The sequence below is a fragment of the Neorhizobium sp. PAMB6716 genome (assembly GCF_058242805.1).
In genome coordinates this window covers 121,139-134,000 of the sequence record NZ_JBZAYW010000002.1, presented here as the reverse complement: position 1 = coordinate 134,000, position 12,862 = coordinate 121,139, and the positions used below count along the sequence as shown (strand labels likewise).

General features: G+C 59.0%; 10 protein-coding genes. 9 read left to right on the top strand and 1 reads right to left on the bottom strand.

The window, feature by feature from the left end; genetic code table 11:
- Window positions 1-102 precede the first annotated feature (102 nt).
- Window positions 103-1,047 (top strand): Gfo/Idh/MocA family protein, encoded by a 945-nt coding sequence (locus AC4CWH_RS19215; RefSeq protein ID WP_491322337.1) that lies wholly within the window; start codon window positions 103-105, stop codon window positions 1,045-1,047.
- A 26-nt stretch (window positions 1,048-1,073) separates the two neighbouring features.
- On the opposite strand, the gene AC4CWH_RS19210 is transcribed toward AC4CWH_RS19215, so the two are convergent.
- The gene (locus AC4CWH_RS19210) at window positions 1,074-1,994 is read right to left on the bottom strand and encodes a LysR substrate-binding domain-containing protein (RefSeq protein ID WP_491321944.1); all 921 of its coding nucleotides are present in this window, start codon (window positions 1,992-1,994) and stop codon (window positions 1,074-1,076) included.
- A 183-nt stretch (window positions 1,995-2,177) separates the two neighbouring features.
- On the opposite strand from AC4CWH_RS19210, the gene katG reads away from it, so the two are divergent.
- The 8 genes from katG (at window position 2,178) to AC4CWH_RS19170 (ending at window position 12,858) form a co-directional block, all read left to right on the top strand.
- Window positions 2,178-4,397: a catalase/peroxidase HPI gene (katG, locus tag AC4CWH_RS19205; protein ID WP_491321943.1), complete on the top strand. Its 2,220-nt coding sequence runs from the start codon at window positions 2,178-2,180 to the stop codon at window positions 4,395-4,397.
- 180 nt (window positions 4,398-4,577) lie between these two features.
- Window positions 4,578-6,449 (top strand): hypothetical protein, encoded by a 1,872-nt coding sequence (locus AC4CWH_RS19200; protein ID WP_491321942.1) that lies wholly within the window; start codon window positions 4,578-4,580, stop codon window positions 6,447-6,449.
- 221 nt (window positions 6,450-6,670) lie between these two features.
- Window positions 6,671-8,131, top strand: a complete 1,461-nt coding sequence (locus tag AC4CWH_RS19195) for a UbiA family prenyltransferase (protein WP_491321941.1) — start codon at window positions 6,671-6,673, stop codon at window positions 8,129-8,131.
- Entirely contained in the window at window positions 8,128-9,465 is a 1,338-nt protein-coding gene (locus AC4CWH_RS19190; protein ID WP_491321940.1) for an FAD-binding protein, read from the top strand. Before AC4CWH_RS19195 ends, AC4CWH_RS19190 begins: the two co-directional genes overlap by 4 nt.
- 11 nt (window positions 9,466-9,476) lie before the next feature.
- Window positions 9,477-10,214 carry an SDR family NAD(P)-dependent oxidoreductase gene (locus AC4CWH_RS19185; RefSeq protein WP_491321939.1) on the top strand — a complete coding sequence of 246 codons (738 nt, stop codon included), beginning with the start codon at window positions 9,477-9,479 and terminating at the stop codon, window positions 10,212-10,214.
- Entirely contained in the window at window positions 10,214-11,146 is a 933-nt protein-coding gene (locus AC4CWH_RS19180) for an NAD-dependent epimerase/dehydratase family protein (RefSeq protein ID WP_491321938.1), read from the top strand. Before AC4CWH_RS19185 ends, AC4CWH_RS19180 begins: the two co-directional genes overlap by 1 nt.
- A 9-nt stretch (window positions 11,147-11,155) precedes the next feature.
- Window positions 11,156-12,439, top strand: a complete 1,284-nt coding sequence (locus tag AC4CWH_RS19175) for an NAD(P)/FAD-dependent oxidoreductase (RefSeq protein ID WP_491321937.1) — start codon at window positions 11,156-11,158, stop codon at window positions 12,437-12,439.
- Window positions 12,436-12,858: a GtrA family protein gene (locus AC4CWH_RS19170; protein WP_491321936.1), complete on the top strand. Its 423-nt coding sequence runs from the start codon at window positions 12,436-12,438 to the stop codon at window positions 12,856-12,858. Before AC4CWH_RS19175 ends, AC4CWH_RS19170 begins: the two co-directional genes overlap by 4 nt.
- Window positions 12,859-12,862 lie beyond the last annotated feature (4 nt).

The following is a 12,862-nucleotide window of genomic DNA, read 5'->3' as shown; positions in this document are numbered from 1 at the left end:
CGTTCCCACCCCATAGCCACAGACATCGACGCCGCCCCGGCCGCGGCCAACCGGCCGTTGCGCCTCGGCTTTCTCGGCACCGGCTGGATTGGCCGCCACCGCATGCAGAAGGTTCTTGAAACCGGCCTTGCGCACGCTGTAGCCGTGTCCGATCCCTCGGACGAGATGGCCGGCGAAGCGCTGGCCCTTGCTCCGGATGCAAAGCGCGTGGGCCGGCTGGACGACATGCTGGCGATGGATGATCTCGATGGCGTGGTGATTGCAACGCCAAGCGCCCAGCATGCGGAGCAATCGATCCACGCGCTGAAGGCCGGCAAGGCGGTGTTCTGCCAGAAGCCGCTCGGGCGAACGGCCAGCGAAGTTCAGGCGGTTGTGGATGCGGCGCGCGCGGCCGACCGGCTGCTGTCGGTCGATTTTTCCTACCGCTTCACGCAGGGCATGCGCCAGATCCGCGATCTCATCCGGGGTGGCGAACTCGGTACAGTGTTTGCCGCAGACCTTGTGTTTCACAATGCCTATGGGCCGGACAAGCCGTGGTTCTATGACAAGGCGCTGTCCGGCGGCGGCTGCGTGATCGATCTCGGCGTGCATCTCGTTGATGCCGCTCTCTGGTCGCTCGGATTTCCGGCGGTGTCGCGCGTCGCGAGCCGGCTCATGAGCGGCGGTCAGCTGATATCAGGCGATAGCGACCGCATCGAGGATTACGCCATTGCAACGCTCGATCTGGAAAGTGGCGCCACGGTGCGGCTTGCCTGCTCATGGCGGCTGCCGGCGGGACAGGACGCCGTTATTTCCGCCAGCTTCTATGGCAGCGGCGGCGGTGCAAGCCTCTCCAACGTCGATGGTTCCTTTTACGATTTCCGCACCGAACGTTTTCGCGGCACGACGCGCGAGGTCCTGTCGTCGCCGCCGGAAGACTGGGGCGGACGGGCCGCCGCCGACTGGGCAAGACGCCTTCACGCCGGCGAAGGTTATGACCCCGAGGCCGACCGGCTGGTGGATGTCGCCGATATTCTCGACCGCATTTATGCAAGGCACCGCGAGTGAGGGGCAAAGCCTCTCCGCTGCACGTCTCACGTGTCGGAGGTTTGGGCGCGAAGGTTCGCGGCTGCATCCCGCACCACGTCTGCCACCTGCATCAGCTGGCGGGCGATGGGGCTGGTCTTTCGCCACACCATGCCGATGGTGCGGGATGGCTGCGGGTCCTCGAAACGGGCAATGGAGACCGAGGCGGAGCGAGTTTCGACCGACACGGCAATTTCCGGGATCAGCGTCACGCCGATGCCGGCCCCCACCATCTGCACCAGCGTCGAGAGCGCACTGCCGTCGAGAAGCTCACGCGGTTTTGGGGATCCGGCGCCGATATTGCAGAAGGACAGCGCCTGCTCGCGAAAGCAATGCCCCTCCTCCAGCAGCAGAAGTCGCATTTCGCGCAGCTTTTCACGGTTCGGCACCGGCTTTCCGGCATCTTCGGCCGGGCGCACCAGCAGAAAATTTTCATCAAACAGCGCAATTTCGGTGAGCGACGGTTCAGAGACCGGCAGCGCCACGATGGCCGTGTCGAGTCTGCCTTCCGACAGTTCCTGGAGAAGCTTTGGCGTGACGGTTTCGCGCAGGTGAATATCAAGGCCGGCATTGTCGCGCGTCAGGCGTGAAATCATCGCCGGAAGCAGATAAGGCGCGATTGTCGGGATGATGCCGATGCGAAGCCGCCCGGCCAGCTGGCTTTTCGAAGCCCGCGCGAGATCCCCCAGTTCATCCACCGCCCGCAGGATTTCACGCACCCTCAGCACGAACTCCTCGCCAAAACTGGTGAGCCGGATCTGGCGGGCGCTGCGCTCCAGCAGCGTCACCCCCAACATTTCCTCCAGTTCCTTCACCTGCACCGAAAGCGCCGGCTGCGAAATGGCGCAGGCTTCCGCCGCCCGGCCAAAATGGCCAAAACGGGCCAGAGCCTCAAAATAGCGCAGTTGCCGGAGCGTTGGGCTGATCATAACCTTAACCTATCGAAACCATCATTTATTCCTAATTACATTAATCGATCCACCTTGATAAGGTTGTTGATGAAGATGATGAAGCGGTCGGGACGGACCCCTTTGCTCGCGCCTTCTTGAAGGTGTCGCACAGGACATCGATCATCGCACAGACCAGAACAACCACTCTCGGAGGGATGGAAAATGGACGTTACCAAGACAGGCACCGGCGGCAAATGTCCCGTCGCGCATGGCGCGACCAGCCAGAGCATGCGCAGCAATCGCGACTGGTGGCCGAACCAGCTGAACCTGAAGATGCTGCATCAGAACACGGCTCTGTCGAACCCGATGGGCCCGGCCTTCAATTATGCCGAAAAGTTCAAGGCGCTGGATCTTGCTGCCCTGAAGCAGGACCTCTACGCCCTGATGACCGACAGCCAGGATTGGTGGCCGGCAGATTATGGCCATTATGGCCCATTCTTCATCCGCATGGCCTGGCACAGCGCTGGCACCTACCGCACGGGCGATGGCCGCGGGGGCTCCACCTCGGGCACGCAGCGTTTTGCACCGCTCAACAGCTTTCCCGATAACGCCAACCTCGACAAGGCCCGCCGCCTGCTGTGGCCGATCAAGCAGAAGTATGGCAATGCCATCTCCTGGGCCGACCTGATGATCCTCACCGGCAATTGCGCGCTGGAATCCATGGGCTTCAAGACCTTTGGTTTCGGTGGCGGCCGCGTCGATATCTGGGAACCGGAAGAAGACATCTACTGGGGTCCCGAAGTGGAGTGGATGACGACCAGCGACAAGGATCACAGCCGTTACACCGGCGACCGCGTGCTGGAAAACCCGCTGGCCGCCGTGCAGATGGGCCTCATCTACGTCAACCCGGAAGGCCCCGACGGCCGTCCCGATCCGCTGGCCTCCGCCCGTGACATCCGCGACACGTTTGGCCGCATGGCGATGAACGACGAGGAAACCGTGGCACTGGTGGCCGGCGGCCACACGTTCGGCAAGACCCATGGTGCAGGCGACGCCGCCCATGTCGGCCCCGAGCCTGAAGGCGCTGCCATGGCCGAACAGGGCCTTGGCTGGATGAGCACCTACAAGAGCGGCAAGGGATCAGATACGATCACATCCGGCCTCGAAGGCGCCTGGACCGCCAACCCGACGCAATGGGACATGGGTTATTTCGACGTTCTCTTCGGCTACGAATGGCAGCTGGTAAAGAGCCCTGCCGGCGCGCACCAGTGGCACGCCATCAACCTTGCCGAAAAGGACATGGCGCCGGACGCGGAAAATCCGTCGAAGAAAGTGCCGATCATGATGTCCACCGCCGACATGGCGATGCGCATGGACCCGGCCTATGAGGCGATCTCGCGCCGCTACCACCAGAACCCGGATGAGTTTGCCGACGCCTTCGCCCGCGCCTGGTTCAAGCTGACCCACCGCGACATGGGACCGAAAGTCCTTTATCTCGGCCCGGAAGTGCCCTCGGAAGAGCTGCTCTGGCAGGATCCGGTGCCGTCTGTTGACCATGCCCTGGTCGATCAGGCCGATATCGCAGCCTTGAAGGCCGAAATCCTGTCGTCGGGCCTCACCAACCAGGAACTGATCCAGACCGCCTGGGCCTCCACCTCCACCTTCCGCGTCTCCGACAAGCGCGGCGGGGCCAATGGCGCCCGCATCCGCCTTGCCCCGCAGAAGGATTGGGCCGTTAACCAGCCGGAACAGCTGGCCCGGGTTCTTTCCACGCTCGAAGGCATCCAGTCGGCCTTCAACGCCGCACAGGATGGCGGCAAGAAGGTTTCGCTGGCCGACCTCATCGTGCTCGGCGGCACAGCCGCCGTGGAAGAAGCAGCCCGCGCCGGCGGTCATGCCATCGAAGTACCGTTCACACCGGGCCGCACCGATGCCAGCGCCGAACAGACTGACATCGAATCCTTCGAGGTTCTGGAACCGGTCGCCGATGGCTTCCGCAACTACCAGAAGGTGGAGTTCACCATCTCGCCCGAGGAACTGCTGATCGACAAGGCGCAGCTTCTGACGCTGACCGCACCGGAAATGACGGTTCTCGTCGGCGGCTTGCGCGTTCTCGGCGCCAACCATGGAGGCGCGCAGCATGGCGTGTTCACCACCCGTCCGGGCCAGCTGACGAACGACTTCTTCGTCAACCTCCTCGACATGGGCACCGTCTGGACCCCGACTTCGCCGGCCGAGACGGCGTTTGAGGCCCGCGACCGCAAGACCGGCCAGATGAAATGGACCGCCACCCGCGTCGATCTCGTCTTCGGCTCCAACTCTCAGCTGCGCGCGCTGTCTGAAGTCTACGCCCAGAGCGACAGCGGCGAAAAATTCGTCCGCGACTTCGTCGCCGCGTGGGTAAAGGTGATGAACGCCGACCGGTTCGATCTGGCTGCCTGATCGGCCGAGGTTCACATCAAAACGTGCCCCCGGGCGTTGCACCGGGGGCACACAGCCATGAGATGTTGAAGTTTACACATCATTCTACCGTGGAGGTCGCCCATATATCTGAGCGACACTTGACATAAATCGGCACAGCGGAAAGGAACAGCATTCCTGTCGAACAATGCCGGTAAAACAATGACATTTGCAAACCGCTATCAAGCTGCCCTGGCCTTCGTGGTTTTCGTCGCAACTGTGTTTTTTGCAGTGTGGTATGCAGCGCAGCCGCCGCTGGATATGTACGCGTTCAGACAGACGCAGACGGCTATTTCAGCCTATTGGTTTTTAAAGGATGGCTTTCAGTTGGGCTACCAGACACCCGTGCTGGGTACGCCCTGGTCTATCCCGTTTGAATTCCCCGTCTACCAGATCGTGGTGGCGCTCCTTACCAAATATCTGGGTGTTCCCCTGGATGTCAGCGGCCGCATCACGAGCTATCTGTTTCTTGTCGCCTGTGTCATTCCGGCAAAGTACAGCATTGATGCACTCAAGTTGAACGGATCGACGTTTTTCGTCTTTTGTTCGTTGCTCCTTTCGTCTCCGATCTACCTCTACTGGGGAAGATCGTTCATGATAGAGACCGCGGCTCTCTTCTTCACGCTCTGCTATCTCGTTTATTTCCTGAAGATATCCAAGGGTGACCGCACCCTGCGCACGATTGGATATGCCATTCTGTTTGCAACGCTCGGGATGCTCCAGAAGTCCACGACGACGCTACCGATCTTCATGATTACCGCATGCATCTTTCTGGTTCAGACCGTCTTGCAGGGGAAAATCCGTGAGGACATATTCTCCAGGCGAAATTTCTGTCTGTTTTTCGCTCTGCTGACGTTTCCCATTGCCGTCGGCTTTGCCTGGGTCTCCTACACTGACCAACTGAAGGCCCTCAATGAGATCGGAAATCGCCTAACCTCAGCCAACCTCAGTGCATGGAACTGGGGAACACTCGCCCAGCGGTTCGATTCCAAGCTGTACACGGAGGTAATCTGGAAACGCGTCGTGCTCGGCAATCTCGGTGGCATCCTTGGTCTGTCGCTGCTGGCCTTTTTCCTTGTCCATGCCTTCAACACCAAAAGAAAAACAGTGCTTCTCGTGGCCTTAAGCAGCACCGCAATGGGTCTGCTGCCGTTTTTCATGTTTACCAATCTGCATATCGTCCACACCTACTATCAATCCGCCAACGTCCTGTTCCTGATATTTGCGCTCTCGGTGGCTGTGGGGCATTTCTCGTCTTCTGCACGCGGATCTCTGATCATGTGTGCGTTCACCACGGCTGTGGTCATCTCGAACTATGTCATGTTTTCGGCTACGTATTACCCGGCAATGGCGCAGCGTTTCACCAGCTCTGATCGCGACTATGCGATTGGCCTTGCGCTTCGGACAACCATGCCTGAGGGCGATCAGTTCATAGCCTACGGAAACGACTGGAGTTCAACATTCGCCTATATGGCGCAGAGGAAATCCCTCACCGCGCCGCACTGGATGTCGGACCCGACCGCGCCTCTGTCAAACCCCGACAGATATCTGGATGCCGAACGTTTTGGCGCTGTCGTGTCCTGCCCACCCCAGGGTTTGACCAAACAAGCGATCCTGACATTTGCGCAACAGCGAGATTGGAACGCAGCGGAAGTGGCCGGTTGCCTCATGGCTGTCGCCCCGGTTCAGCTCAAGAATGTCGTTCCTACCACGCAGCGTTGCGAAGGTAACATCGACGAAAAAACCGAAGTTACGGAAAACGGCATCCGTTACATCAACATCAAGGGCTGGCTCTACAACCGGGCAGCCCCAGACAACAAAGACTACGTCCTGTTCGTCAGCGTCGATGGATCGCGCTATGTCTCTGCGGTGCGCGTCCCCCGCACCGATGTCAACGATGCATTGAAACTGTCCGAGAGCGACGTAACCGGCTACTCTGTTCTCATTCCGACGTCAGTGGGACTGGACACTACTCCCTCGATCATATTTGCCGATCCCGCGATGAAGAATGCGGTGTCGTGCTCATTCGGATAAGCTGCAGTCGACCGCGGCGGGGTCGCTCGGTTCAAACAGTTGGGACTGTTCGACCATCGTTGGGGGAAGAGAATTGCGGTGTCTGGCATGGTCGACGGGCTGGGAAACGACTAGCACAATGCGACTTCAAGCAGCGACCTAGTGGCATATTCATAACAATCCACTTATAGAAGATTTCTTTCATACGACGTCTCCAGCATAAAACAAACATCAGGGTTTCCATGCAGACAGTGCTTCCAAACGACAATGAAGACATGGCTTTGCAACCGAAGCTGCCCATTGTCGTCGATCTGGATGGAACGCTGGTTCTTTCCGACACCCTGCATGAAACAGCAGCGATTGCCCTGTTTCGCAATCCTCTCGGCCTTGCCCGCGCGCTGCCTGCGCTCCGCAAAGGCCGCCACATGCTCAAGGCTGCATTGGCCAAGGAAGTCGACCTCACGGACGAAGTTCTTCCGTTACGCGAAGATCTTGTCCAGTGGCTGCGTGAGAAGGCCGATGACGGGCATGAGCTTCATCTGTGCTCGGCGGCCGACCAGACAATTGTCGATAAGGTGGCGCAACGGGTCGGCATCTTTTGTTCGGCGACCGGCTCGGCAAAAGCGAACCTGAAGGGAACAGCCAAGGCTGTCTACCTCAAAGAACGGTTCCCCGATGGCTTCATCTATGCGGGGGACCATGAGGTGGATCTTCCCGTCTGGCAGGCGTCGCAAGGCATTGTCCTGGTTGGTGTGTCCAATAGCGTACGCCAGCGCGCGGGAGCGCTTGGTAAACCCATCCTGGTCGAATTTCACAAAGCTCCCTTGACGCCGAAGGAATTCATGAAGGTTATCCGCGTCCATCACTGGACAAAGAACCTGCTGCTTTTCGTGCCCATTACGCTCGCACATGAATTGCTGAACCTTGGCGCCGTTTTGCAGACACTGATTGCCTTCGCCTGCCTTCTGGCGGTCACCTCTGCCACTTACCTGCTGAACGATATCGCCGATCTCAATTCCGATCGGCAGCATTGGTCGAAGCGAAACCGCGCAATCGCAAGCGGTCGCCTGTCCATCCGCGCAGCATTCCTGCTGGCCGGGTGCCTGCTTGCAGGGGGCTTTTTCACCGCGCTCATGCTCTCCTTCCATTTTACCGCAGCCTTGGCCGCCTATCTCGTCATCACCGGAGCCTATTCGCTGGGGCTGAAACGGATCCCGCTTCTGGATACATTGATCATCGGCGTGCTGTTTACCACCCGTCTTACGATGGGAACCGTTTTGCTCGACGATTCGCGTCCTGCCTGGTTGCTGACCTTCGCCGTGTTTTTCTTCTTTTCACTGGCAACCGCCAAGCGCCATACGGAGATCGTGCGGGCAGCCTCCAGCGGTGATTTCAGCATCAAGAGCCGCGGTTACGAAGTGGAAGATGCAAACTTGACGCTGGCGCTCGGCATTGCAGCAGCACTTGCATCGCTGGTGGTCCTGATGATCTTCATTCTTCAGGAGATGATGCTGGGCAGAACATATGCGCACCCGGAGTTTCTCCACGGCATCCCTGTATTTCTGTCCATCTGGCTTGGGAGGATCTGGTTCCTATCGCATCGGGGAAAGATGAACGATGACCCCGTCAGCTTTGCCATTCGCGACCGCTCCAGCATCGGACTCGGCATGGCGATCGTCGCGCTGTTTCTGGCCGCGCTATGACGCATTTTGTCCCCCACGATGATTTTCGGTCCTGGGGCAACGTGCTGCAGGTTCCACATGCGGTAGCGCGGCCGAGCTGGCGTGACCAGCTAGCCAATACCATTTTGACGGGTCGGCAGCAGGGATTGCCTCTCCTGGCAACAGGCTTGAGACGCTCCTACGGTGATAGCGTTCTCAATCCGGCGGGCGGAATGATCGATATGGCGGGCCTCGACAGGATCATCCATTTCGATCCGGATCGACGCCTGCTGCGCGCCGAGGCGGGCCTGCCCCTTGACGGTCTATTGAACCTCTTCGTGCGCCAGGGCTTTTTCCCGCCAGTCACCCCGGGCACACGCTATGTCACCCTTGGCGGCGCAGTTGCCAATGACGTGCATGGCAAGAACCACCATGTGAACGGGACCTTCGGTCGATGGGTGCGACGCCTTGGGCTGTTGCGCTCCACCGGCGAAGAACTGGAACTGTCGCCGACTGAACATCCTGATCTTTTTGCAGCGACCATCGGCGGCCTTGGGCTGACCGGCCTGATCACCTGGGTGGAAATCGAACTGATCCCCATCAAAAGCGCGATGATGGACGTCGAGAACATCCCCTTCGAAGGTCTCGATGCGTTTTTCGATCTGGCAAAAAAGAGCGAAGAAAACTTCGACTATACCGTGTCTTGGATCGACTGCCTGGCAGCAGGCCCCTCGCTGGGGCGCGGGATCTTTTCGCGCGGCAACCATTGCGCCAGCGGCTCTCCCCTGCCTGATCGGGGCAATACACGTTTTAACATGCCCATAAACGTGCCGCAGATCGCAATGAACCGTCACGCCATCAACGCGTTTAATGCGCTCTATTTCTGGAATGGAAAGCGCAAGAGCGGTGGGGCGCGCGTGGGGTTGCATCCGTTCTTTTACCCGCTTGATTCAATCGGGCGCTGGAACAGGCTCTACGGCAAAAAGGGCATGTATCAGTATCAGTCTGTCGTGCCGCCGGCCGTTCAGCACGACGCCACGAAGGAGATGCTGGCAGCCATCTCCGCAAGCGGCCAGGGATCGTTTCTGGCAGTCCTCAAGACGTTTGGCGCTGCCGTTTCGCCGGGCCTTCTGTCTTTTCCTATTGAGGGGACTACGCTTGCGCTCGATTTCCCGAACCGGGGCAAGGACACGTTGCGATTAATGGCGCGACTGGACGCAATCGTTCTGGCGGCCGGGGGTCGGCTTTACCCCGCCAAGGACGGTCGCATGCCGGCGCAGATGTTTCAGGCGGGTTATCCCGCTTGGCAGGCGTTTTCGAAACACGTAGACAGCGGGTTCAGCTCCCTCTTCTGGCAACGCGTGTCACAGATGTGAAGGAATACAAATTGCGCGTCATTATCCTGGGTGCGACTTCGGCGATTGCGGCATGCACGGCCCGGCTCTATGCCAAGGAAGGGGCAAGCCTCCTTCTTGTGGGCCGGGATGAGAACCGGTTGTCGCAGATGGCCGCCGACCTGAAGGCGCGTGGCGCGGAACGCGTCGAGACCGCCATCAACGATTTAGCGTCGGAAACCGATGTCATCGCGCGGCTCTCGGCATTCGTCGATCAGTTGGGCGGCGTCGATCATGTGCTGCTCGCCTATGGCATTCTCGGCGACCAGAGTGCTGCAGAGCGCGATCTGGCGAGCGCTGAGGAAATCTTGCGGGTAAACTTCAATTCGGCGGCCGTCTGGAGCCTTGCCGCCGCCTCTGTTCTGGAACATCAGGGCCGAGGCAGCCTCGTGGTCATCGGATCGGTTGCGGGAGATCGCGGCCGGCGCGCCAACTTTATCTACGGCGCGGCCAAGGCCGGTCTTGAAACCCTCATTGAGGGCATTGCCCACCGCTTCGCCGACAAGGGGCCGCGCGCCGTGCTGATCAAGCCCGGCCCGACCATCACACCGATGACGGACGGAATGAACCGCAAGGGCCTTCTCTGGGCGACGCCGGAAAAAATCGCCGCCATCACCCATGCCCGTGCCTATCGCGGCGGCTCCACCGTCTATGCACCCGGCTTCTGGCGCTACATCATGCTGATTATCCGCAACCTTCCCGGCGTGATATTCAATCGAATGGACATCTGATGCAGAAGATCGTCATTACCGGAGCCGCAGGACTTGTCGGCCAGAACGTCATTGCCCGGCTGAAGGGCAAGCCTGACTTGCAAATCGTTGGCATCGACAAGCATCCAACCAATACGGCATTGCTGCGCCAGTTGCATCCGGAAATCGAGGTCATCGAAGCCGACCTTGCGACCGAGGGGCCTTGGATGGATGTATTTGCAGGCGCTGACGCCGTGCTGTTGAACCAGGCGCAGATCGGCGGGCTGATCGAGCAGGAATTTACCGATAACAATGTCGTGGCAACCGAAAAAATCGTGGAGGCGATGCGCCGCCACGCCGTCCCGTATTTCGTCCACATTTCATCGTCCGTCGTCAATTCGAAGGCAGACGACTTCTACACGCGTTCCAAAACCGCGCAGGAGCGCTTTATCGATACCGTCGACGACATTGCGCATGTCATCCTGCGCCCGACACTGATGTTCGGCTGGTTTGATCGCAAACATCTCGGCTGGCTTCGCCGGTTCATGGACCGCGTGCCTGTCTTCCCCATCCCCGGCGATGGCCGGTTCGTGCGCCAGCCGCTTTATGTTGGTGATTTCGCCAATGTCATCATCTCCTCGCTGCACACGAAGCCGGTGGGCGCCTATGACATTTCAGGCCTTGAGCAAACCTATTACGGCGATATCATTCGGCTGATCCACCAGACGGTCAAGCCGAAGGCCCGCATCGTTCACATTCCCTACCAGATGTTCTGGTGGCTGCTGTTTTGTTATGCAAAAGTCAGCAGCAAGCCGCCATTCACCACCAGCCAGCTCGAGGCGCTGGTGATCCCGGAAACCTTCCCGGTGATCGACTGGCCGACCATCTTCAACGTTCAGGCAACGCCGTTGAAAGATGCCATTGCGGAGAGTTATCTCGACCCGCGCTATAGCAAGATCGTACTGGACTTTTAGGAGAAAACGATGAGTCGTGTGATTGTCATCGGCGCCGGTGCGATGGGACTGGCGGCAGCACATCGTGCCGCGCAATTGGGCCACGAGGTCGACCTCATCGAAGTTGATAGCGTTGCAGGCGGCATGGCCGCGCATTTCGATTTCGGCGGTCTTTCCATTGAGCGGTTCTACCATTTCGTCTGCCGATCCGACGATCCCACTTTTGCGCTGATGCGCGAACTGGGCATTGGCGACAAGGTGCGCTGGCGGCCGACCTCCATGGGCTACTTCATGAAGGGCAAGATCCATCCGTGGGGCGACCCGATTTCGCTCCTGCGCTTTCCCCATCTGAGCCTGATCGCAAAGATCCGGACCGGCCTGCAGATGTTCCTCACCACAAAAGCGTCGAGCTTTGCGTCAATTGAGAACAAGACCGCCCGCCAGTGGCTTGAAAAGGGGTCTGGGCGCGAGGTCTACCAGACGCTCTGGAAGCGCCTGATGGAGCTGAAATTCTACGAACTGGCCGACAATGTCTCCGCCTCATGGATTGCAACACGCGTGCGCCGGATCGGCAATTCGCGCCGGTCGATCTTTCAGGAAGAGCTGGGCTATATCGAAGGGGGCAGCCAGACGCTTGTTGATGCCCTCGTCTGTGCCTATACCGCAAAGGGAGGGCGCATGCATCTGGCGACATCGGTGGAGAAGGTCGAAACCGAAGGCGGCAAGGTCACTGGCGTGATCGCCGGCGGGCGCTTCCATGCGGGGGACGCGGTGATTTCCACCGTGCCCACGCCCCTTATTTCCAAGATGATACCAGACCTGCCGGCAGCGTCGAAGGCGCAATACGATGCCATCCAGAACATCGGCGTCGTCTGCCTTATCTTCCGTCTCAAGAAATCGATCAGCAAGCATTTCTGGATCAATATCGTCGATGATAAGATCGACATTCCCGGCCTGATCCAGTTTTCGAACCTGCGTCCGGTCGATGATACAGTCGTCTACGTGCCCTATTACATGCCGACGACACAGGCAAAATGGCAGTGGAGCGACGACCAATTTGTGGAAGAGGCATTTTCCTACATCCGAAAGGTTAATCCGCAGATCACCGAAAGCGATCTCATCGACGCAAAGGTCGGGCGGTTGAAATACGCGCAGCCGGTCTGCGAGCCGGGCTTTCTCGACACGCTGCCGCCGATCCAGACGCCGATCACCGGCCTTCAGATTGCAGATACCTGCTATTATTATCCGGAGGACCGGGGAATATCGGAAAGTGTCCGTTATGGGCGCATGATGGCGGAAGCCGTCGCACCATGAAAGCTGCTCTGAAGAGGTTGCTGTCGAACCCGTTCATCCGGTTTGCGTTTTCCGGCGGCTTTGCCGCCGGCGTAAACATCCTGTCGCGACTGGCGCTTTCGCAGATCCTGCCCTACTCGGTTGCCATCGCCATCGCCTTCCTCTTCGGCATGGTGACCGCCTTCACGCTGATGAAATTGCTCGTGTTTGAGAAGAGCGGTCAGCGCGTTCACCATGAATATCTGCGCTTCTGCCTCGTCAACGCCGTTGCGTTTGTCCAAGTATGGGCGGTCAGCATGGTCCTTGCGCAGTTTGTGCTGCCCGCGATTGGCGTTCATTCTCACGATGAGACGATCGCCCATGTCATCGGTGTCTTAAGTCCCATCGCCACGAGCTATTTTCTGCACAAACATTTTACGTTTTCCAGATCCGGCGTGTGATCGG